The following is a 23,046-nucleotide window of genomic DNA, read 5'->3' as shown; positions in this document are numbered from 1 at the left end:
TCCCCTCGTGTCAAATTTTGGCCAGTTCGGGAAGGACATCAAAAAGGTCGGCGACGAGACCGTAGTCGGCAACCTGGAAGATCGGCGCCTCCTCGTCCTTGTTGATGGCGACGATGACCTTGGAATCCTTCATGCCGGCAAGGTGCTGGATGGCGCCGGAGATGCCGACAGCGATGTAGAGATCAGGCGCCACGACCTTGCCGGTCTGGCCGACCTGCCAGTCGTTCGGCGCATAGCCGGCATCGACGGCGGCGCGGGAAGCGCCGACGGCGGCACCGAGCTTGTCGGCGACCGGCAGGATGACCTCCTTGAATCTTTCCGCCGAACCCAGCGCGCGGCCGCCCGAGATGATGATCTTGGCCGAGGTCAGTTCCGGACGGTCGGTGTCGGAAAGCTTGTTCTCAATGAAAATGGAGAGCCTCGGGTCGGCTGCCGGCGAGACAAGCTCGACGGCAGCCGCATTGCCTTGGGAGGCGCTCGAATATGATGCGGTGCGCACGGTGATCACTTTCTTGGCGTCGGTTGACTGCACCGTCTGGATGGCATTGCCGGCATAGATCGGACGCTTGAAGGTATCGGGCGAAACCACTTCGATGATCTCAGACACCTGCGCGACATCGAGCAGGGCGGCGACGCGCGGGGCGACGTTCTTGCCCGACGACGTCGCAGGCGCAATGATGGTGTCGTAAGCGCCGGCCAGCGAAACAACCAGGGCTGCCGTCGGTTCGGCGAGGCGCTCGGCCAGTTCGTCGGCTTCGGCGAGCAGCACCTTACTTACGCCCTTCAGCTTGGCGGCAGCATCGGCAGCCGGCTTGGCGCCCTTGCCGGCCACCAGCACATGCACGTCCGAGCCGATCTGCAGCGCCGCCGACAGCGCCTTGGCGGTCTGGTCGGAAAGGGTTGCGTTGTCGTGTTCTGCGATGAGGAGAATGGTCATGTTTTTATCCCTTCCCAGCCTTACAACACGCCGGCTTCATTCTTGAGCTTGTCGACCAGTTCGGCGACGCTCTTGACCTTGACGCCTGCCTTGCGGCCGCTCGGCTCTTCGGTCTTGAGGACCTTCAGGCGCGGCTTGACGTCGGCGCCGTAGTCGGCCGGGCTCTTTTCGTCGAGCGGCTTCTTCTTGGCATTCATGATGTTGGGCAGCGAGGCATAGCGCGGCTGATTGAGGCGAAGATCGGCGGTGATGATCGCCGGCATTTTCAGCTCCACCGTCTGCAGGCCGCCATCGACTTCGCGCGTCACCTTGGCCTTGTCGCCATCGATGACAACCTTGGAGGCGAAAGTGCCCTGCGCCCAGCCGAGAAGGGCTGCCAGCATCTGGCCGGTCTGGTTGGAATCGTCGTCGATCGCCTGCTTGCCGAGGATGACGAGGCCAGGCTGTTCAGCGTCGACGACGCCCTTCAGCACCTTGGCGACACCGAGCGGCTCGGTCTGCTCATCGGTCTTGACCAGGATGGCGCGGTCGGCGCCCATGGCGAGCGCGGTGCGCAAGGTTTCCTGCGCCTGCTGCGGTCCGATAGAGACGACGATGATCTCTTCCGCCTTGCCGGCTTCCTTCAGCCGGAGCGCCTCTTCGACCGCGATCTCGTCAAACGGGTTCATCGCCATCTTAACGTTGGCGAGTTCTACAGCCGAACCGTCAGCCTTGACGCGAACCTTGACGTTCGCATCCACAACTCGCTTCACGGGTACAAGGATTTTCACTTGATTGTGCCCTTATTTTCGGGGTGAGTTTCCCTATTCCGGGACCACATGGCCCAGGCAATATTCCATCTCAATCAATTATCGCCCGGCTTGCGCGAGGCCCACATCGAGTGCGGCGACGATCCGCTTCACATCTGCCGCCGTGATGACGAGCGGGGGTGAGATGATGACGTTGGCACCGGAAGTGCGGACCATTACGCTTTCTTCGTATGCGGTGTCGAAAACCTTCTGCACGACGTCTTTGGCCGCCGCCGATTTCGTCTTGCGGTCCGACACCAGTTCAAGCGCGCACATCAGACCGAGACCCCGCACGTCCCCTACCAGCTCATGCTTCTCCTTGAGGCCTTCAAGGCCCACAAGCAACTCCGCTCCCCGGGCCTTTGCATTCGCGGCGACGTTGAGACGTTTTGTTTCGGCGAGCGTCGCGAGCGCTGCGGCGGCTCCAACTGGGTGACCTGAATAGGTGTAGCCGTGGCCGATCGAGCCAATGGCGCCCTTGGAGGCCTCAAATACCGTTGCCACCTTTTGGCAGATCATCACCGCGCCGAACGGAAAGTATCCGTTGCTGATTGCCTTGGCCGTGCACATGAAGTCCGGTTTGACACCCCAGCCACGCGAGCCGGTCCAGGCGCCCGTGCGTCCAAACGCTGTGATCACCTCGTCGGCGATCAGCAAAATGCCGTGCTTGTCGCAAATGGCACGCATCAATGGCATGAAGGTTTCATGCGGCACGATAACGCCACCCGACCCCAGCACCGGTTCCATGATCATGGCAGCGATCGTATCGGCCCCCTGGAAGGCGATCTCATCCTCGAACTGGCGAGCGATCGCCTGGGCAATCTCCGCCGGATCAGAGGTGCCGAAGGGATTGCGGTAGGCATAAGGTGCGGCGAGATGAAAAACCCCAGGTAGCAACGGCTCGTAGTTGCGGCGGAAGTTGGCATTGCCATTGACCGATGCGCCACCGAAATGCGTGCCATGGTAGCCCTTCTTGAGGGCAACAAACTTGGTGCGCTCGGGTTGGCCATTGATCTTGTGATACTGACGCGCCAGACGCAAAGCGGTCTCGACCGAATCCGAACCGCCCGACGTGAAGAACGCACGCACGAGGCCGTCTTCCTTGAACCATTCCGCCAGCTCGTATGAGAGCTCGATCGCCGGCGACGGCGATGTGCCGCGGAACGCGGAATAATAGGGAAGCTGGTCCAGTTGATCGCGGATCGCCTTTTTCACCGGCTCGCAAGAATAGCCGAGGTTGACATTCCAAAGGCCGCCGACGGCATCGAGCAGCTTCCTGCCGTGGATATCGGTGACCTCAACCCCCTCGGCCGCATTGATGATGTGCGGCGGGTTCGCTTGCATCTCGGCGGGATGCGCCATGGGATGCCACATGTGGCGGGCGTTGTTCTCAACAAGGAAATTCGTCTCTCGCACCCTCTGTTCCTCTCAAATTCCCAGCATCTTGATTGCCTGGGCATAGCTTTCGCCTGGCCGGGTAACATCGAAGTGCACGATGTGCATCCCGACGTCCGACGCTCCTTTGACGTTCTTGGCCTGGTCGTCCACGAACACGCAATCCGAAGGGGCAAGGCCAAGCCCGTCGAAGACGAACCCGTAAGCGCGCGGGTCGGGTTTCAGGATTTTTGTGTACGTCGCGTCGACGATCAGGTCGAACATCTGAAGGAATGGAAGCTTGGACCGAAATCCCGCGCCATAGAACAGATCGAGCTCATTCGACAGGATGGCAAGCTTCTTACCCGCGTCCTTGGCAACCTCAATCGCGCGCAACGCCTCTGGTCTGATCATCAGCTGCGGATCATCACCCCGGATGCGCTGGAGGAACACGGGGAGTTCATCCCAGGTCTCGCCGAGGAGCTTGCCGGTCTCGCGTGCCCGCGTGTACCAGTAGTCCCGTTCGGTGATTGCCCCGGACTGCATCTGTTGCCACAACGCGTCGCCATCGGTGTCGAAGGGGCCCATCCAGTCAAGGGTGCCTGCAGGCAGTCCCAAGGCGGCCTCGTTCAGGCGCTGGGTTTCAAAGACCGTTTTCGAGATCACACCGCCGAAATCGAGGACAAGCGCACTACGGCGTTCAGGCATCAAGAAGATCCTTCGTTGCACGCAGGATGCTCGGATGAGGTTCAGCGCCGATTGCGCGAGATATTTCCACCGAAGCCCCGACTACGAGCCGTGCGGCTTTCAACTGCCTGTCCTTCGTCATTCGAGATGCGACACCGGCGATCGCCACCGATCCAAAAGCGTCGCCACTGCTGGAAAAGATCGGCGCGGCCACACCGCTCGATTCCACTTCAAAAGACCCAGGCGCAAAGGCGAAGCCGCGATTCCTGATTTGGTCCAATTGCGCCCGCAATTCCTCTTCGTCGACCACGGTATTTTTCGTGTACCTGACCAATTCTCCCTCGGCAAAAACCCCGTCGCGGACCTCAGGCGCGGCGAACGCCAGAAACGCCAGACCAGATGCGGTCGCGTGAAAAGGCAGCAATTGCGAGGGGTTCACCCAGACACGGGTCGACCTCTTCGGCTCCGTCACCGCAACCGTGATCATTGCGGTCTCGGCCGCCAGTGTGGCGTGCGCGGTTTCTTCCATCTCCTCGGCAAGCCTGTCGAGCACGGGATTGATGAATGACAGGAGCGGGAAACTAGCTTCTCTAACCCGAGCCAGCCTGAGTACGGCAATCCCCAGGCGGTATTTCTTGGTTTCCGCATGCTGTTCCACAAAGCCGTTGCGAATAAGCGCAACAAGGATCCGAAGAGTCGTTGCTTTGTCGACTTTGGACTTTCGGGCGAGGTCGCTCAGGCCCCATTCCGGTTCCTGCACGGTAAAATATGAAAGTAGATAAAGCGCCCTATCGACGCTTTTCATCATTGGAACTGTTTCCCCAGGTCCGGATTTCGGCACGATTTCCTCTCCTCGATGAGTGCTACTTGACAGAACTTCAAACCTAATGCAAGCTTTTTAAACTGATGGTGACAATAATGAACCGCGAAACGACGGTCAAGCCATAATGGGAAATCCGAATGAATTTGCCTCAAAACGCTCGTCCCGCTGGCTCGGTCTATCTGACCGCTGAAGGCAGCCCGCGACACCATTCCGATTTAGCGTGACTGAGAACGACTCGGAACCGACCGTAAGGACAACCAATGGATCAAATCCAGATCGACCAGCTTCGGGGGCTTTCAGTTCCGGAGCAAGGGCTTTTCATCGACGGAAAAGCGCGCAAGGCCCTGAAAGGCGGGACGCGCGAGGTGATATCGCCGCTTGATGGGTCAATCCTTACGCGCCTCGCTGAAGCCGAAGAAGGCGATATCGACCTGGCGGTGGCGAGTGCCAGGGCGAGTTTCGACCGTGGATTATGGTCGAGGGCTGCGCCGGCCGAACGCAAGAAGGTGATGCACCGCATCGCCGAACTCATCGAAAAGAATGCGCTGGAACTGGCCGTGCTCGGAGTCCGCGACAACGGCACCGAAATCTCGATGGCGATAAAGGCGGAGCCTGGAAGCGCGGCCAACACGTTCCGCTACTACGGCGAGTTGATCGACAAGGTCTACGGCGAGATCGCACCGACGGCCGCTTCGGTTCTCGGCCTGATTCATCATGACCCCGTCGGCGTTGTTGGCGTGATTGTTCCGTGGAACTTCCCGATGATGATCGGAGCATGGAAAATCGCTCCCGCGCTGGCGGCCGGAAATTCGGTTGTCGTAAAACCGGCGGAGGTCGCATCACTTACCTTGCTGCGTTTGGCGGAGATCTGTTCGGAGGCTGGCCTGCCGGCCGGCGTCTTCAATGTGGTCACCGGGCAGGGTTCCGTCGTCGGTGCCGCACTCGGACTCCACAATGACGTCGATGTGCTGGCTTTCACGGGCTCCGGTCCCGTAGGGCGGAGGCTTCTCGAATATTCCGCCCGATCTAATCTCAAGCGCGTCTATCTCGAACTCGGAGGTAAGTCGCCGAACGTAGTGTTCGCGGACGCACCGGATCTCGATCAGGCAGCCAAGGTCGCGGCCTATGGCATATTCCGCAACTCCGGTCAGGTTTGCGTAGCCGGCTCCCGGCTCTTGGTAGAGCGCTCGATTCACGCTGATTTTGCGCAAAAAGTGGCCGAATTTGCTTCACAGATGCGGTTGGGCGATCCCCTTGATGTCAGAACCGAGGCTGGCGCGATTGCAAGCGCCGACCAACTTTTCAAGAACCTGGAATTTGTGGCCCGGGCCACAGCCGATGGCGCCTCGCTGCTTACCGGCGGTACCCGAATCCGCGAGGAAACAGGGGGATTCTTCATGGCGCCGACGGTGTTTGACCAAGTCGCTCCAGACGCCGCCCTTGCCCAGGAAGAAGTGTTCGGCCCGGTGCTTGCGATCACGCCCTTTGACGACGAGGCCGCCGCGGTTCGGATCGCAAACTCGACGATTTACGGGCTGGCATCCGGCGTCTGGACGTCCAACCTCTCGCGCGCCCATCGCATGGTAAGGGCGATCAGGGCCGGCGTCGTCCACGTCAACACATATGGAGGGCCGGACATCACCGTGCCGCTCGGTGGCGTCGGACAGTCTGGCAACGGTCACGACAAGTCGCCGCATGCCCTCGATAAATTCCTCAATCTCAAGACAGCGTGGATTCAACTCTGATGACCGAAAACAGATCCCCAAGGTCACTCCCAGAACGGGCTCCTGCAGTCGTCATCGGCGGCGGCATCATCGGCATATCGTCCCTCTACCATCTTGCGAAACGCGGAATGGCGGGTGCGGTGCTCTTGGAGCGTAAACAGCTTGCAAGTGGGACGACATGGCACGCGGCAGGAATCGTCGGGCAACTGCGTGAGTCTGGCTCGCAGACAGCGCTCTCGAAATACACCGCACGGCTCTTTATGGAACTCGAAAGTGAGACGGGACAGGCAACGGGCTACAAGCAGAACGGCACGCTGCATCTCGCATTGTCGGATATCCGGATGGACCAGTTGCTGCGCAACCATGACCATGCCGGACGAATGGAAATCGAAAGCCACATACTCTCGATCCCGGAGCTGAAAGAAATCTGGCCCCTGGTGGACTATGGGGGCGTCCAAGGCGGCTTCTTCGTTCCCTCCAACGGTCAGGTCAATCCCCTGGACGTCACCCAGGCGATGGCCCGCGGCGCTCGCAACAACGGGGCGCTGATTTTTGAGAACACTTCGGCCACAAGAATTCTGACGAAGAACGGCCGGGTGATTGGTGTCGAAACCGATCAGGGTGTGATCGCCACCGAAAAAGTCATTCTCGCCGGCGGGATGTGGACAAGCCGCTTTGCCAAGGCACATGGGGTGACTGTGCCCCTTCATGCAGCGGAGCATTTCTACATCGTCACCGAAGCGATTGCCGGTCTCCCGCGCACCCTGCCCTGCCTTGTCGTCGGCGAAGAACGGACCTACTGGAAGGAGGACGCGGGCAAGCTGTTGATCGGTGGTTTCGAAGCCTTGGGCAAGGCTTGGGGCAAAGAGGGCATTCCAGACGGTTTCGAGTTCGACGAACTTCCATTCGACATGGAACATACCGAACCGATGCTTGAGACGATCTTCGCCCGCATGCCAGCGCTTGCCGAGATGGGGATCAAGACGTTTTTCAACGGCCCCGAGAGTTTCACACCGGACGGTCGGCCCTACCTCGGCCCCGCGCCGGAAATGCCAGGCCTGTTCATTGCCGCCGGCATGAATTCCAACGGCATCCTGAACTCCGGCGGCGTCGGCTTAACGATGGCGGAGTGGCTGATCGACGGATATCCGAGCCGCAGCATGAACTCCATGCTGGCTTCTCGCGCCCATCCCTTTCAATCCAACTCGACATACAATGCCGACAGGGTCGGTGAGTCCGTCGGATTCCATTACGGCATCCACTGGGCGGGCCGCCAGATCGAAACGGCACGCGGGGTACGTCGGGTACCACTGCACGACAGGCTGAAATCGCAAAACGCTGTTTTCGCCGAGCGCATCGGCTGGGAAATTCCAATGTACTACGACCCGTCCGGCTTGGGATGGCAGGACAAACCTTCGGTCGGCGAGCAATACTGGTCTTCCCTGGTGGCCGACGAATGTGCCGCCGCCCGGGATGCGGCGGTGCTCCTTGACCAGTCCATGTACGCCAAACTCCTGGTGCAGGGACCGGATGCCGTCGAAATGTTGAACAGGGTCTGCGGTGCCCAGATGGACGTGGCGGTCGGAACCTCCGTCTACACCCAATTCCTCAATCAACGCGGCGGCATCGAGGCCGACGTGACGGTCACGCGGATCGGCCCACAGAAATTCCTCGTGGTTACGGGGCACCCCAGCCAGGTTCGCGACCGCGCCTGGCTTGAAATGCATGCGGACCCGGAGTGGCGGTTCGAAATCTTCGACGCCACGTCGTCCTACGCGCTGCTGACGATCCATGGGCCGAAGTCTCGCGAGATACTTTCCGCCCTGACGACAGACGACCTCAACAACGAGAAATTTCCGTTCGGTGCCGCGCGGGAAATCGACCTTGCCCATGCACGGGTCTGGGCCATCAGAAGATCGTTCGTAGGCGAACTTGGCTACGAGCTGCTGATTTCGACGGAGTTCACGCACGGTGTCTACGAGAACATCCTGGCGGTCGGAACGCCACTCGGCCTGCGGCATATGGGAATGTTTGCCATGGGAAGTTGCCGCCTTGAAAAGGCTTTCAGGCACTTCGGGCATGACATCACCGAGGAGGACACACCTTACGAAACCGGCCTAGGATTTGCTGTTGATCTCAACAAGAGCGAGTTCATCGGCAAAGACCCTCTCGCAAGGCAGAAGGCAGGCGGTGCAGCCACGCGCTTCAGGACGGTATCGGTCTCCGTCAACGGCCTCGGAAGAACAGGTCCTTATCTCGCGCACAATGAACCGATCTGGAAAGGCGATGACCTTGTGGGCCACGTCACCTCCGGAGGATGGGGCTACCGCGTTGGCAAAATGCTGGGGCTTGCAAGCCTGCATCGTGAGGATGGCGTCTCGAAGGCATGGCTCGAAGAGGGTGATTTCGAGGTCCAGATCGCCGGCAAACGCTATCCGATCCAGGTCCAGCTTCAGCCCTTCTACGACCCGCAGGGAGAGCGGATGCGTAGCTGAGACCGACTAACCAAAAAACAAAAAATGAGTGGGAACCATGACAACGAAAGAAACGAAGACGATCCTTGTTATCGGTACATTCGATACGAAGTCGGACGAACTGATCTATCTCGCTGACAGGATTGTCGCACAGGGCGGCCGAGCGCTCACGATGGACGTAAGCGTTCTCGGTGGTCCCATGCGGCCGACCGACATCAGCAAGCACGATGTCGCCGAGGCTGGCGGGTCGTCGATCCAGACGGCGATCGCGTCCGGCGACGAGAACACCGCGATGCAGATCATGGCGCGCGGCGCGTCAATCCTGACAGCGAGGCTGCACGCGGAAGGCAAGATCGACGGCATGATTGCCATGGGCGGCACCATGGGCACGGACCTGGCTCTCGACTGCGCTCGTGCCTTGCCACTCGGCGTGCCGAAATATGTGATTTCTACAGTCGCGTATTCCCCCCTCGTCCCCGCGGACAGACTAGCGCCCGACATCCAGATGATCCTGTGGGCGGGAGGCCTCTTCGGATTGAACTCCATATGCAAGTCGTCTTTAAGCCAGGCTGCGGGCGCGGTTTTGGGGTCCGCGCAAGCGGTCGAAACGCCGAAGCGGGATCGTCCCATCATTGGCATGATGAGCCTTGGCAGCTCGTGCCTTTCCTACATGAGACTACTCAAGGGCCCCTTGGAAGAGCGAGGGTTCGAACTTGCGGTGTTTCATGCGACTGGCATGGGCGGAATGGCTTTTGAAAATCTGGCCGCGCAAGGATATTTCTGCGCCGTCATGGATTTCGCGCTTCCCGAGCTCGGGAACCTTCTGGTTGGCTCTATCGTCAACGGTGGCAAGGACCGACTTGTGTCAGCCGGACAGAACAAGGTCCCACAACTCGTCGCTCCGGGCTGCGTCGACTTGATAGACTTTCCCAGTTGGCAAGATATCCCCGCCCGCTTCGCCGGCAGACCCTGCCACGCGCACAATCGTTTGATCTCCTCCGCCGCGTTGAACGCGCAAGAGCGGCGCGAGACCGCCCGCGAGATCGGCCATCGGTTGGCCAAAGCCTTGGCTCCCGTGCATGTGATCCTGCCTATTCAAGGTATCGAGGAATGGGACCGGGAGGGGCAACCTGCCCATGACCCGGCAGGACTAGCAGCGTTCCTCGATGAAATGCGCTCAGCGATACGGCATCCGGTGGAATTGACCGAGATCGACGCGCACATAAACGACGCGCTGTTTGCTGAAACGGTGCTTGGAATATTCGACGATTGGGTCGATCGAGGCATCGTCAAGAAGGCACTACAATGACGATACACGCCACCCCGATCGACGCTCGCTATGCGGTTCTGTTTGAACCCGTCAAGATCGGGCCGAAGGTGGCGCCAAATCGATTCTTCGCTGTGCCGCACGCGACGGGCCACTCTCCCCTCATGCCCAACGGCTCCATCGGCATGAGGGCGATGAAGGCGGAAGGCGGTTGGGGCACCGTCTGTATGCAGCTTTCCGAGATCGATCCGTCATCCGATATCTCCAACCTGCCGATCGAGAAATTTTGGGATGAGGTCGACGTCAGGAGCCATGCACGGCTGACCGAGAAGATCCGCGAGCATGGCGCGCTTTCGGCCATCGAGATCGGCCACAGCGGCATGCGTTCGCGGGGCCTGGCAAATGGCTATCCGGTTCTCGGCCCATCCAGTCTCCCCGTTCTCAAGCCTGAGGTCCCGGTCCAAAGCAAAGCCATGGACAAAAGCGACATCAAGTTGCTACGCGAGAACTATCGCGCCGCGGTTCGACGGGCGAAACAGGCGAACTACGACATCGTCTATGTCTACGCCGCTCACGACGCGTCGATCCTGTGGCACTTCCTGACCCCGGCCTATAATCACCGAACGGATGAATATGGCGGCAGCTTCGCCAACCGGGTTCGGCTGCTACGCGAGGTCCTGGAGGAGGCCAAGGAAGAGGCCAGCGACGATGTAGCCGTAGCCATTCGATTTGCGGTGCATGAACTCACCGGGCCCAAAGCTATATCGAGTAGCGGCGAAGGGCGCGACGTGGTCGAGCTCCTGGCGGAAATCCCGGATCTTTGGGACGTCAATGTCTCGGGTTGGAGCCGCGACTCCGGAACCTCCCGCTTTGACCCCGAGGGCGCGCAGGAAGAATTTACAAGCTTCGTGAAAACAGTGACGACAAAGCCGGTCGTCGGGGTCGGCCGCTTCACATCCCCCGACGCAATGGTGAGCCAGATCCGCCGTGGCGTCCTCGATCTGATCGGTGGCGCGCGGCCGTCTATCGCCGATCCGTTCCTGCCCCAAAAAATCCGCGAAGGACGGGTGGACGAGATCAGGGAGTGCATAGGCTGCAACATCTGCGTGGCCTCCGACGCGTACTCGATCCCGCTGCGCTGCACACAAAACCCGACGATGAGTGAAGAATGGCGGCGCGGCTGGCATCCTGAACGCGTTCCCAAAGCTCAGACCAACAAGAACCTCCTTGTCGTCGGCGGCGGTCCTGCCGGGCTGGACTGCGCCCTCACCCTGGCGCGGGCAGGCCACCAGGTGACAATCGCCGAAAAGTCGGAAGTGATGGGTGGACGCGTCACCAAGGAAAGCAGGCTGAAGGGCTTGTCAGCCTGGAACCGGGTCCGCGACTACCGTCTCTACCAGATGCAGCAGATGCCGAATGTCGAGCTTTTCCTAGGCAGCGAAATCACACCCGAGATTGCCTGCGAGTTTGGCGCCGACCACATATTCGTGGCCACTGGATCGCGCTGGAGGGATGACGGACTTGGCCGCACCCGGTACACGCCGATCGTAGGTTTCTCCGGTTGCGCTTTCACGCCCGACAGCATCCTGGACGGCGAGAGCCTGTCCGGTCCGATCGTGATCTATGACGACGATCACTACTACATGGCTAATGTCCTTGCAGAACATCTCGCGGCGAAAGGCCACGAGGTTCACCTCGTCTGTCCTCAGCCCGCGATTGCGGGCTGGATGGGCTACACGCTGGAACAGCCTCGTGTCCTCAGCGCCCTGATGGCGGCCGGCGTCAAGATGTATCCGAACACGACGGCCGTGGAGTGGAAGGACGGTGCGCTGCATATCAATCGGTCGGACACTTACGAACCGTTGCCGGCTATCCCCGCAGCGGCCTTGCTGAGTGTTACGTCAAGACTTCCACAAGACGATCTGTCCTCCTGGCTTTGCGAGGCCGGTGTTCCGCACACAACAATCGGCGACGCGGTCGCGCCGGGGATCATTCAAGCGGCGGTGTTTTCTGGACACAAGGCTGCCAGGGAGTATTTGGGAACCGAGCCGGCAGACCGCATCTTCAAGCGCGAGGTCCCGACCTTGTTCATCTGAATCGAAGCCTCCAGTAGCAAAACAAGGAGCGTCGGCCTGGCTGGGCCCTCTTCTCTCGTCTCAAGTCCGACGCGGGCCCGCCAGCAGGAGCACCGACTATGAGATCTCGCGCGCAGTCGACATGAACCAGCTGCCCTGATCGCGACAGTTTTGGGAGGAACAATTATGGCCGCAGACACACCCTTGTGGACCGCGACGCGGGACCGGATCGACGCCGCGCCGATGACGGCTTTTCTGAAAGCCGCTGCGGCGCAGGCGGACGCATCCTTCGCCTCCTATGCCGAACTTCACCGCTGGTCGGTCGAGGATCGCGAGAGCTTCTGGAGCCTCGTCTGGGACTTCTGCGGCATCGTTGGCGACAAGGGCGAGCGCGTACTCGTCGATGGCGACAAGATGCCCGGCGCCTCATTCTTTCCCGACGCCACCCTGAATTTCGCCGAGAACCTGCTGAAGAAGACCGGCTCGGGCGACGCAATCGTCTTTCATGGCGAAGACAAGGTCGAGCGTCGGCTGTCCTGGAACGAACTGCATGCGCTGACGTCGCGCCTGCAGCAGCTTTTCCTGTCGCTCGGCGTCAAAAAGGGCGACCGCATCGCCGCCATGATACCCAACATGCCGGAAGCCATCGCCGCCATGCTGGCGACCGCTTCGATCGGCGCCGTCTGGTCGTCATGCTCTCCCGATTTTGGCGAGCAGGGCGTTCTCGACCGCTTTGGCCAGATCGAACCGGTCGTCTTCATTGCGCCGGACGGCTACTGGTACAATGGCAAGGCCATCGAAGTCGCCGACAAGATCGCCGCGGTCGCGACGAAACTTGCCACCGTCCGCAAGATCCTGATCGTGGACTATCTCGGCACCTCTGCCGACGTAGCCGAAACCGTCGACAAGGCTGCGGCGCTCGAAGACGCGCTGGCGCCCTTCGCTGCAAAACCCGTGACCTTCGAACGATTGCCGTTCGCGCACCCGCTCTACATTCTGTTCTCGTCAGGCACGACCGGCATTCCCAAATGCATCGTCCATTCGGCCGGTGGAACGCTGATCCAGCATATCAAGGAACACCGGCTGCATGCTGGATTGCTCGATAGCGACCGCTTCTTCTACTTCACCACGTGCGGCTGGATGATGTGGAACTGGCTGGTCTCGGGCCTGGCTTCAGGTGCGACACTGCTGCTCTATGACGGCTCGCCCTTCTACCCCGACGGCAATGTGCTGTTCAGTTTCGCCGATGCCGAGAAGATGACGTTCTTCGGTACTTCGGCCAAATTCATCGATTCCGTGCGCAAAGCTGGTCTCAAGCCGATCCGCACGCATGATCTTTCGAGTGTGCGGGCGATTTCCTCCACAGGCTCGCCACTGTCGCCCGAGGATTTCCGCTTCGTCTATGACGGCATCAAGCAGGATGTGCACCTGGCCTCGGTCTCCGGCGGCACCGACATCGTCTCCTGTTTCGTGCTCGGCGTGCCGATTGAACCGGTGTGGACCGGCGAAATTCAGGGACCGGGCCTTGGCCTTGCCGTCGATGTCTGGGACGATGACGGCAAGCCGGTCAAGCGAGAGAAGGGCGAGCTGGTCTGCGCAAAGGCGTTTCCGGCGATGCCGATCGGCTTCTGGAACGATCCCGAGGGCAAGAAATACAAGGCGGCCTATTTCGAGCGCTTCGACAATGTCTGGTGCCATGGCGACTTCGCCGAATGGACCGCCCATGGCGGCCTGATCATTCATGGCCGCTCCGACGCGACGCTCAATCCGGGCGGCGTGCGCATCGGTACGGCGGAGATCTACAACCAGGTCGAACAGATGCCCGAGATTCTGGAAGCGCTGTGCATCGGCCAGGATTTCGACAATGACGTCCGTGTCGTGCTGTTCGTGCGGCTGGCCGCCGGCGTGACGCTCGACGAGGATCTGGAAAAGCGCATCCGGTCGAAAATACGCACCGGGGCGAGCCCCCGCCACGTGCCGGCAAAGATCGTCGCCGTGTCAGACATTCCACGCACCAAATCGGGCAAGATCACCGAACTCGCGGTGCGCGACGTCGTGCACGGCCGCGCCATCAAGAACAAGGAAGCGCTCGCCAATCCAGAAGCGCTGGAGTTGTTCAGGAACCTGCCGCAGTTAGGTTGATCGACTCGGCAAACAACCTCCCAGCATGGATCATCGGGCGCAAACGTGAGCGCCGACACATGGTGTGGCGCCAGGGGATCTCGTGGACATCGGGAGATAGAGAGGCGTGACGGAGGAGAGCGACATGAGCCATGGCGGCCAGCAGTCGGACATAATCTTTCTCACGAATGGCGCGTCGGTCGTGGGTCAAGGGATGAGCCGATTGCAGAGGATTGAGCCCTCAGCGGGCGCGGTGAGTGGAGGCTCTCTTCGCTCAGCCGTAAGCGAAGCTTAAACTGGCAGTTCGATGCGCGGGGGGAAAGACGGTAGCGCAATACCGACTCGAACCCCACAGTGGTTGAATCAAGGTTGCATCACAGCGATCCAGGGACCCTAACCTCCTTCAGAAGCGCGCATTTCGACTGGAGGCGCAAGACAGCAAGTTCGAAAAGCTTCCAGGAACCCCAGGCAACTTGGACGCCGTATCGAACAACAAAGGGCACGGATATCGCAGCGAACGTCCGCAATGGAACGGTCAATATCGTCGGCAAAAAGAGCGTCCAAATAGGGCTGTCGGCGGCTTCGTCGTGGGAACGAAAATAGAAGAGAAGCAGAACTTTCGTGTGCATTTTTTGCACATGAACCTCTATAACCATTTGATTTTATTTACCTATCGTCCCCATCCATCATTGCCACGAGTCAGTTCTTTCACCTCTTGGGCGATCTCGATTAGCTGCGGTGCCGACGATAGCAAAAGAATGCCTGCTCAATAGTGGGTCTTGCGATGTAGCGGTCTCCCGCTACTAACCCCCGCCGGGCAGAGAGCCTTTCCCATTTGCCCGCCGCAGCCGCCGATTAAAGCCCGAGCCGAACGCAGGCCTTCCCTGCACCAGGGAAGTCCGCCTACGCATAGGGCATGCTACATTCTTGGCCCTGCAGACAGGCGAAGCCGTGAGGCGATATTCGCCCACGCTTCGACCAATGACTGCGCAGCGGATTGAGCGAGCGCTCGACCGCGTCGCCGAGATTATCGTGGCGAGAGGCGACGATGGAGAGGCATGGCTCCCGCTATACGAGCTTTTGGAGCGCGCCCTGCAGGATCATCGAGCGAAGGAGGAACGCCTCGCCGCAGTGCGCCAGCGTGTCAAACGATCGCTGGATCGAACGGCAGAACGATCTTCATAAGTTCCTCTTGCCACATCTTCATGTCGCCGCCCTCGCCGTATTTCGGACGGTCGATCGTGTGGCCCATCAGCATGCGCCGAAGCTCCTCGTCCAGCCTACCGTTCTTCATGCGGTCTTCGAATGAATGGCGCAGGGAATAGACGGTGTGATTATCGGTCGGGAACAAGTTGTGGCTCTTGAAGTGCTTGTTGAGCAGGGCTGACAGCGACGCCTCGCGATCCTTGTACCGCGGGAAGCCTCTGGGATGCTTCTTGAACACCTCAAGCGCCACGCCGACCAACGGCACCTTGCGCACCGACGACGCGGTCTTGATCTCTCGTGGATCGTCGGGATCGTCGCGCGGCTCGACTGAAATGTGCGGCACCTCATGATCAACATGGATGACACCGGCATGCAGGTTCGCGAGTTCACTCGGTCGGGCTCCCGTCTCAGCGAAGGCAAGCACGATTCCCCGCGCCTCCTCATTGAGTGCTGCAAGCGCGCCAGGCGCAAATATCTTGTCCCGAATCCAGTCGGTCGGGAACGGCGGCCGACTGCGCTTCGACCTATCCGTGAATGACAGATCGGCGAATGGGTTTTTCTGTTCGGGGAAACCGAGATGGCGAAAGTAGCCGGCGTAGAGGGTTCGAAGGTTGCCCATGTTTCGGTTGCCTGTCGATGCCGAACGGTCCGCTCGCCCTTTTTCGGGTGCAACTCGGTCTAGCCAATATTTGTGCACCGCTCGCGCGTCGTCGCGCGAGATCTCGCTCATCGGCTTATCGGCGATCAGACCAATGAAGACATCGACGCTCATTTCGCGCTTTGCCTTCCAGCGCTTCTTTTGGTCAGGGCTTTTGGTGCGGATTTCGTCGCGAGCAATCTCGTTGAAATACAGCTTCAGCGCTTCCGATATCTTATCGTCAGGGCGGGCGACCGCGCCGCCGACGGCGTCGACAAAGGGTGATTTGGCAGGCTCCCCTATTGTGCTCTCGACCCGCTGCAGGATCGTATCGAGCGGCTCGGCGACCAGGATCTCGGCGAGTGGCCGATAGACGAATCCCAGCGACTCGGCTCGCTTGATGGCTTGGCGGTATCGGACACGCGCCGCCTGTGGATTTTCACCCAGCATCAACGAAGCCCACAAAGCATTGTCAGCAGCCTCGTGGAGATCTCGGGCGGTGCGCGCCTTTATGCGGTCAGTAGTGTCGAGGGCGCGACGCACGAACACGCCACGCTCATCCAGGTCCCCGACCTCTCTGGGCACCCGCCGGTAGTAATGGAAATGATCGCCCCTCAGTTGCAGGAAGCGGTCAGGATCATGCTCTTCGCGCCGCCTTCCCACGTCTCCAAGACCACCATTTGTATCACAATAGGTAACACAATAGGTAACACAAAATGGAAAACTGTCGCAAGGCCGATCATCGGCGGCGGAAAATTCTATAATAAATTCAATTACTTAGCGAGAAGACCGATGGTACCGTTGGCTGGGATCGAACCAGCGACCTCCGGATCCACAATCCGGCGCTCTAACCATCTGAGCTACAACGGCACGTTTGCCTGAGCGAGATCGAGGTTAAAAACTTCATTCTCCGGGATCCGCTCTGTCGTTCGGCGATGCGTCCATACGGGCTATCGGAGTTTAATTCAAGGCTTTTGGCAAGGCAAAAGGTCGCTTCCCCACCGGCGTTCATTTCGCCGGACAAAGAAAAAGGCCGGCGGGAGGAGGTGCCGGCCTTTTCCTGTTACGAGCCAGCGGGAGGAGGTGCTGGCTGGTCACCCCGGGGAGCAGAGGGAGGAGGTTCCACTCGCCGGGTATTCACTTGACCAAATTAATTGCACATCTATTTGTCTGACGAAATGCGACCTTTTGTTGCATCGTCAGACCATGCGCAATTATTAGGCGGCCTTGATTTCCTTCAGCGCCTTCTCGAAGGCGGTCTTGATCGGCTTGGACACGTCTTCGGCCGCCTTGGAGGCAACAGCCTGCAAGTCCTTGGCCTGCTCGACGGTGGCCTCGACGCGCTTGCGCAGGAACGCGGTCTGCAGCTCGACGACTTCCGACAGCGACTTGGCGCCGATCAGGGCTTCGAGATGCGAGAAGCCGGCTTCGGCGTTGGCGCGGAAAGCAGCGATGGTCTTGAGCGACAGGTCGCTGGAAACGGTCTTGGCGGTTTCGAAGGTCGACTCCAGAGCCTTCTGGGTCTCCTCGGCGCCGGTCTTCAGCTTGGCGTAGGCTTCCTTCGACTGCTCGACGCCCTTTTCGGCGAAAGCGCGCATCTGGTCGGTGGCCTTGGAAGCGTCAAAGCTCGGGAATTCAACGTTTTCGATCGTGTCAGTTTTGGTCCTGGACATTTTTCCATCCTTTTCCGGCGGCTTTGACAGAAAGCCGTCTCGTTCATGTATGATGGCAATATATAGGTTTTTTTGTGCATTGCAATATCTTTGTTGCAGTGCACCATAAAATTCTTCAGGGCGTTAACCAAACGTCCAGATTCCGGTCGCTGCACGTTATGGCTTGTGGACCTTCCCGCCGCCGGCTTTTATTAATAAAGCGTTAACTGCAAATTGCCCGCTCTGTAAGGGTCCGCCAAGCACATGCCGTCCGAAAACTACTCCTTCCTCGACGTCGCGGTGCTCGACGCGGTGCGCCAGCGCTTTGCCGCCGGCGACGCGATCGCCATATTGTCGGCCGACCTCGAACAGGTGATCTGGGCCAATGGACCGGGCGCTGCGGTGTTCGGCTATCCCGACATCGAAGCCATCATCGGCGCCTCGGCGCGCCTGCCGCTGATTGCCCGGCGCCAGATCATGGCGACCAGCGGTTTTCCGGAGATCGGCCACGATCGTTCGATCACGGTCCGGCTGGCGACCGGCATGACCAGCAACGCCGTCGGGTTCCTGGCCAGTGCGGTGACGATGCCGGATGGCGAAAGCGCGATCATGCTGGTGGTGCCGGCGGCGCAGACCGGCTCACGCAGCGCGGCCGAGACTGCCGCGCGCGCCATCAGCGGCTTTACCGAACACGGACACTTTATCGCTTTTGTCGATGCTTCGGGCGCCGTCGAGGCCGCTTCGGATGGGTTTTCGGCACTCGGGATCCTGCCGCAGACGCTGGCCGCGCTTGTCGCGGACGTGACCGCTGAGAACGACCGCATCGTCAAGCGCCTGGTTCCAGGCGGCGCCGCCTCCTATCCAGCCGGCTTCGCCAAGCTGACCGATACGCGGCACCTTCTGGTGGTGATCGACGAAGACCAGCTTGATGACGAAAGCCCTGCCGAGCCCATCAGCGAGGCGGAAGCCATCACCGGTGAGGTGGCGGACGATGTCGTTGGCCAGCCGGAAGCAGCTCAGAACAACGAGCCGACGGCCGCGACGGCGGAGGTGACAACAGAGCCTGTCCCTGAAGTCGCCGAACTGATCCCGGCATCGTCGGAACCCGCCGAATCGACCGGACCGCAAGCGGCGGCAAGTGACCCGGTGGCCAGCCCGGCGCAGCATGATCATTGGTATTTCAATACCGGCGAGGACGACGCGAAGCAGCCGGACCAATCCGAACCTGTTGAAACTGCGGCTGCGTCGGATGTTGCGCCGGAAAGCGCGAAACAGGACGCCCCTCAGGCCACCACCCCGGTAGAGCGTTCCGCTCGGCCGATTGACCGTTCGGCGCCGCCGCTGCGCTTCGTCTGGCGTACCGATGCCGAAGGCAAGTTCAGCACGCTGTCGCCCGAATTCGCCGACATCGTCGGCAAGCCGGCCGCCGACGTGATCGGCCGCCGCTTCAAGGATGTGGCGGCGACCTTCGGCCTCGATGCCTCCGGCGAGATCGCCGGCCTGCTCGAACGGCGCGACACCTGGTCCGGGCGCTCGGTGCTGTGGCCGGTTGCCGGCACCGATCTGAAGATACCGGTCGATCTGGCGGCGCTGCCCGTCTACGGCCGCAGCCGCGCCTTCGAAGGTTTTCGCGGTTTCGGCGTTGCCCGCGCCAGTGACGCGGTGGTCGATCCGGAAGCCATCGGCATGGCGCTGGTCCCCAATGGTGAGATGCCAGCGGCGACAGAGCCTGCGGTCGAAGAGACCGTGGCCGAGGCGCCTAAGCCGGACGACCCGTTCAAGGGCGAGGTGCCGGCGCTGACCATCGTGCCGAAACAGGAACGCCGCTTCGCCGACAAGGTGATCCGGTTGGCCGAGCATCGGCAACCGGCCAACGACAAGCAGCCGGCAAGTGAGAGGGGCCTGTCGACGCTGGAACGCAGCGCGTTCCGTGAGATCGGCGAGCGGCTTAGGAAAGACAGTTCAGCGGCGGCCGAGCAGCCAATGGCTGAACAGCCAGACGCCGGGAGGCCTGATGCCGAAACGCCGGTGGAAGCGGCTGGCGAAGATTTGGCTACCGCAACCGCACAGGCCGACGAGCCAGTGTTGAAAGATGCCGTTGGGTCCGATACCGGCGCCGAGCCGCCTGAAACCGATGCCGAAGACGAGAAGGATCTGGCGCGGCTCGACGGCGAGCGGCCGGACGAGGTCGTTCAAGAGAGTCCAGTCGAGCAACCCATTGTGCCTGCAGTCTCGGGTTCCCTGCTCAACTACGCCGACCGGACAGACGAAGCCGCCAAAGATGACGACCAGGCGCCGGTTTCCGAACCGGATGAAGAGGCGGCGACGCAAGCGAGTGCCGACCCCACCAAGGCTGCCGCGCAGCCCGCAGCGGAGACATCCGCGACAGCCGATGCGGGGCAAACAGCCGGCGCTGCCGCAGACGACGACAGCATGACGGCTGCCGACTTCCGCGACGCCGAAGATGACGAGGATTGGGCACAGCCCAACGACGAAGCCGCTTCAGGCGCTACGGCTGGGGCTATGGAAACTGCTCCGGTCGAGCGACCGCGCCTCAAAGTGCCGCCGCTCAGGCTTGAAGGGTTCGTGCCCTCGGCGTTTTCGGCCGGAGACGAAACCAAGGCCCCGGATACGTCGATCCTCGGCAAATTGCCCGTCCCCTTGCTCATCCATTCCGGCGACGAGCTGCATTATGCGAATGAGGAGTTTCTCAGCCTGACCGAGTACGACACGCTGGAGGATCTCAGCGATGCCGGTGGCCTCGGCGCCTTGTTTGCCGATCCCTACACTGACGACAGCAGCGCCGACGGAGCCGATCGCGCACTGCGGCTGAAGACACGCGACGGGCAGGAGTTCCCGATCGAGGCTATTCTGCGCTCGGTTCCGTGGCGCGACGGCAAGGCGCTGATGCTGGTGGTGCGCCGCACCGGCGACGACGAGGCTCCGGCAGCTCTGCATAGCGCGCCCAACGAACAGACACAGCCGGACATTTCCGAACTCAAGAGCCGCATTGCCGAAATGCGCACCATCATCGACACCGCCACTGACGGCGTCGTGCTGATCGGCCGCGACGGAGCGATCCGCTCGATCAGCCGCCCGGCGGAAGCGCTGTTCGGCTTCGACAGCGACGAGGTGACCGGCAAGCCCTTCGCCTCGCTGTTTGCCATCGAAAGCCAGCGCGCGGCGCGCGACTATCTCAGCGGGCTTTCCGAACCCGGCGTGGCGAGTGTGATGAATGACGGCCGCGAAGTGATCGGACGCGAGGCGCAGGGGCGCTTCATTCCGCTGTTCATGACCATCGGCAGGCTGCCCAACGACAGCGGCTTCTGCGCCGTGGTGCGCGACATCACGCAGTGGAAGCGAGCCGAAGAGGATCTAACCCAGGCGCGCGCGGTGGCCGAACGCGCCTCGTCGCAGAAGACCGATTTTCTGGCGCGCATCAGCCACGAGATCCGCACGCCGCTCAACGCCATCATCGGCTTTTCCGAACTGATGGTGGACGAGAAATTCGGACCGGTGGCCAATGACCGCTACCGCGACTATCTGCGCGACATCAACCGCTCGGGCAACCATGTGCTCGACCTCGTCAACGACCTGCTCGACATCTCGAAGATCGAGGCCGGCCAGCAGGAGATGGACTACGAAGCGGTGTCGCTCAACGACACGCTGGGCGAAACGGTGGCGATGATGCAGCCGCAGGCCAACCGCGAACGTGTCATCATCCGCTCCAGCTTCGCGTCGCGGTTGCCGGAAGTGGTGGCCGACCTGCGCAGCGTGCGCCAGATCGCCCTCAACATCCTGTCCAACGCCATCCGCTACACGCAAGCCGGCGGCCAGGTGATCGTCTCGACTGCCTATGAAACCTCCGGCGATGTCGTCATGCGCGTGCGCGACACCGGCATCGGCATGAGCCAGGCCGAGATCGAGCAGGCGCTGAAGCCGTTCAAGCAGATCAATGCGCTGAAGCGCGGACGCGGCGACGGCACGGGGCTGGGGCTGCCGTTGACCAAGGCGATGGTCGAGGCGAACCGGGCCCGCTTCACCATCACCTCGACACCCGGCGAAGGAACCCTGGTTGAAGTCGGCTTTCCGTCGACCCGCGTGCTCGCCGATTAGGCCTGGGCTTGCGAAACCCGGTCCAGACAAAGAAAAGGCGTCCAAGAGGACGCCTTAAGTAATTGGATTGCTGTCACAACGGGGGCTTGAGCGAATTCAGATCCTCAGGGGACTTCGAGGAACGGGATTTCTCCGTCAAGTTACGTGCGACTATCGACGCCGGCCCTTAACAAGTCCTTACCAGCGCGATTGAAAATTTACGAAAGTGTACCACTCGTGAAATCTAGGTAAATTCCACCGACATATTTTGTTAACCATACCCATGCTGTATTCGGCCTGGTGCCGCTGCCCGTGCAGTTCCTGCTGTTTCAGCGAAAAATGGCATCACCGCACGAGCTGTGAAGTGTCCACGCAATCACTTTCCAGCAAGATCATCGTCGTTACCGGCGCTGGTTCGGGTATCGGCCTCGGCATCGCGCGGGCCTGTGTCGAAGCCGGCGCCACCGTGGTCGGAGCGACCCTGCTCGCCGAGCACCGCGACGCTGTCGAACGCGCCGGCGCCGAATTCCTGCAAGTCGATGTCGCGTCGCCGGAGAGCATCGCGGCGATGGCGGAGGCGATCGCGCAACGATACGGCTCTCCGGACGGGCTGGTGAACAATGCGGGCGTCACCTTGCAGACGCCATTTCTCGACATGCCGCTTGGCGACCTGGACCAGCTCTGGCAGGTCAACCAGCGCTCAGTCTTCCTTGTCTCGCAGCACATCGCCCGGCTGATGATCGAGGCACGGCGCGGCGGATCGATCGTCAAAATCGCCTCGAACCACGCAGGCGCCACGCTTGCCGGCTATGAGATGTATGCCGCGACCAAAGGCGCGGTCGTTTCGATGACAAGAGCCATGGCGTGGAGCCTTGGCAAGCACCAGATCCGCGTCAATGCGCTCTGTCCCGGCCTGACCCGGACCGAAGCCCTTGCCGAGATGTCGGCGAAGGATGCCGCGGCGGAACGCTATTTCAACGCAGGGCACGCGACCGGGACATACAACACCGTGCCGCAGGTCGCGGCGACTGCTGTTTTCCTGCTTTCGGATCAAAGTGCGGCGTTCAGTGGAGCCGAACTCGTCGCCGACCAGGGGATGTCGGCGCGCTTGGGTTTTGGCCATGATCCCGAACCGAAGGCCGGTACGGCAAAGCGCGGTATCAGGTCCTGGCTGCGCTGATCTTCG

General features: G+C 60.8%; 15 protein-coding genes and 1 tRNA gene. 8 read left to right on the top strand and 8 right to left on the bottom strand.

Going from position 1 to position 23,046, the window contains the following annotated elements; genetic code table 11:
* Positions 1-10: 10 nt before the first annotated feature.
* The 5 genes from AC1DVW_RS09175 to AC1DVW_RS09155 form a co-directional block, all read right to left on the bottom strand.
* The gene (locus AC1DVW_RS09175; RefSeq protein ID WP_457154366.1) at positions 11-937 is read right to left on the bottom strand and encodes an electron transfer flavoprotein subunit alpha/FixB family protein; all 927 of its coding nucleotides are present in this window, start codon (positions 935-937) and stop codon (positions 11-13) included.
* Between the two features lie 20 nt (positions 938-957).
* Positions 958-1,707 (bottom strand): electron transfer flavoprotein subunit beta/FixA family protein, encoded by a 750-nt coding sequence (locus tag AC1DVW_RS09170; protein WP_457154367.1) that lies wholly within the window; start codon positions 1,705-1,707, stop codon positions 958-960.
* Positions 1,708-1,785: 78 nt separating this feature from the next.
* Positions 1,786-3,141, bottom strand: coding sequence for an aspartate aminotransferase family protein (locus tag AC1DVW_RS09165; protein WP_126070445.1), 1,356 nt, complete (start codon positions 3,139-3,141; stop codon positions 1,786-1,788).
* A 12-nt stretch (positions 3,142-3,153) separates the two neighbouring features.
* The gene (locus tag AC1DVW_RS09160) at positions 3,154-3,807 is read right to left on the bottom strand and encodes an HAD-IA family hydrolase (RefSeq protein ID WP_477322509.1); all 654 of its coding nucleotides are present in this window, start codon (positions 3,805-3,807) and stop codon (positions 3,154-3,156) included.
* Positions 3,800-4,594, bottom strand: coding sequence for an IclR family transcriptional regulator (locus tag AC1DVW_RS09155; RefSeq protein ID WP_245512137.1), 795 nt, complete (start codon positions 4,592-4,594; stop codon positions 3,800-3,802). Before AC1DVW_RS09155 ends, AC1DVW_RS09160 begins: the two co-directional genes overlap by 8 nt.
* Before the next feature lie 275 nt (positions 4,595-4,869).
* On the opposite strand from AC1DVW_RS09155, the gene AC1DVW_RS09150 reads away from it, so the two are divergent.
* The 6 genes from AC1DVW_RS09150 to AC1DVW_RS09125 all read left to right on the top strand — a co-directional run bounded on the left by AC1DVW_RS09150 (position 4,870) and on the right by AC1DVW_RS09125 (position 15,043).
* Complete coding sequence (locus AC1DVW_RS09150) at positions 4,870-6,354, top strand: aldehyde dehydrogenase (protein ID WP_477322507.1); 1,485 nt, start codon at positions 4,870-4,872, stop codon at positions 6,352-6,354.
* Positions 6,354-8,828: an FAD-dependent oxidoreductase gene (locus tag AC1DVW_RS09145; RefSeq protein WP_477322506.1), complete on the top strand. Its 2,475-nt coding sequence runs from the start codon at positions 6,354-6,356 to the stop codon at positions 8,826-8,828. The genes AC1DVW_RS09150 and AC1DVW_RS09145 overlap by 1 nt, the downstream gene beginning before the upstream one ends.
* Before the next feature lie 37 nt (positions 8,829-8,865).
* The gene (locus tag AC1DVW_RS09140; protein ID WP_477322504.1) at positions 8,866-10,116 is read left to right on the top strand and encodes a Tm-1-like ATP-binding domain-containing protein; all 1,251 of its coding nucleotides are present in this window, start codon (positions 8,866-8,868) and stop codon (positions 10,114-10,116) included.
* On the top strand, positions 10,113-12,170 hold the full coding sequence (locus AC1DVW_RS09135; protein ID WP_477322502.1) for an oxidoreductase: 2,058 nt from the start codon (positions 10,113-10,115) through the stop codon (positions 12,168-12,170). Before AC1DVW_RS09140 ends, AC1DVW_RS09135 begins: the two co-directional genes overlap by 4 nt.
* A 165-nt stretch (positions 12,171-12,335) precedes the next feature.
* Positions 12,336-14,291 carry an acetoacetate--CoA ligase gene (locus AC1DVW_RS09130; RefSeq protein WP_477322501.1) on the top strand — a complete coding sequence of 652 codons (1,956 nt, stop codon included), beginning with the start codon at positions 12,336-12,338 and terminating at the stop codon, positions 14,289-14,291.
* A 452-nt stretch (positions 14,292-14,743) separates the two neighbouring features.
* The gene (locus AC1DVW_RS09125) at positions 14,744-15,043 is read left to right on the top strand and encodes a hypothetical protein (protein ID WP_477322499.1); all 300 of its coding nucleotides are present in this window, start codon (positions 14,744-14,746) and stop codon (positions 15,041-15,043) included.
* 371 nt (positions 15,044-15,414) lie between these two features.
* Here the strand turns inward: AC1DVW_RS09125 and AC1DVW_RS09120 are convergent, their stop codons facing one another.
* The 3 genes from AC1DVW_RS09120 to AC1DVW_RS09110 form a co-directional block, all read right to left on the bottom strand.
* The gene (locus AC1DVW_RS09120) at positions 15,415-16,776 is read right to left on the bottom strand and encodes an integrase (protein ID WP_477322497.1); all 1,362 of its coding nucleotides are present in this window, start codon (positions 16,774-16,776) and stop codon (positions 15,415-15,417) included.
* Positions 16,777-16,906: 130 nt separating this feature from the next.
* Positions 16,907-16,983 (bottom strand) — tRNA-His (locus AC1DVW_RS09115).
* 347 nt (positions 16,984-17,330) lie between these two features.
* The gene (locus tag AC1DVW_RS09110; RefSeq protein WP_477248862.1) at positions 17,331-17,786 is read right to left on the bottom strand and encodes a phasin; all 456 of its coding nucleotides are present in this window, start codon (positions 17,784-17,786) and stop codon (positions 17,331-17,333) included.
* 243 nt (positions 17,787-18,029) lie between these two features.
* On the opposite strand from AC1DVW_RS09110, the gene AC1DVW_RS09105 reads away from it, so the two are divergent.
* Both AC1DVW_RS09105 and AC1DVW_RS09100 read left to right on the top strand, forming a co-directional pair.
* Positions 18,030-21,881 (top strand): PAS domain S-box protein, encoded by a 3,852-nt coding sequence (locus tag AC1DVW_RS09105; protein WP_477322495.1) that lies wholly within the window; start codon positions 18,030-18,032, stop codon positions 21,879-21,881.
* Between the two features lie 343 nt (positions 21,882-22,224).
* The gene (locus tag AC1DVW_RS09100) at positions 22,225-23,040 is read left to right on the top strand and encodes an SDR family NAD(P)-dependent oxidoreductase (RefSeq protein WP_477322493.1); all 816 of its coding nucleotides are present in this window, start codon (positions 22,225-22,227) and stop codon (positions 23,038-23,040) included.
* Positions 23,041-23,046: the final 6 nt, after the last annotated feature.

The sequence above is a fragment of the Mesorhizobium sp. P3_B5 genome, from assembly GCF_056402815.1.
The sequence above is the reverse complement of the archived record's forward strand: the minus strand, read 5'-3'. Positions and strand labels throughout refer to the sequence as shown.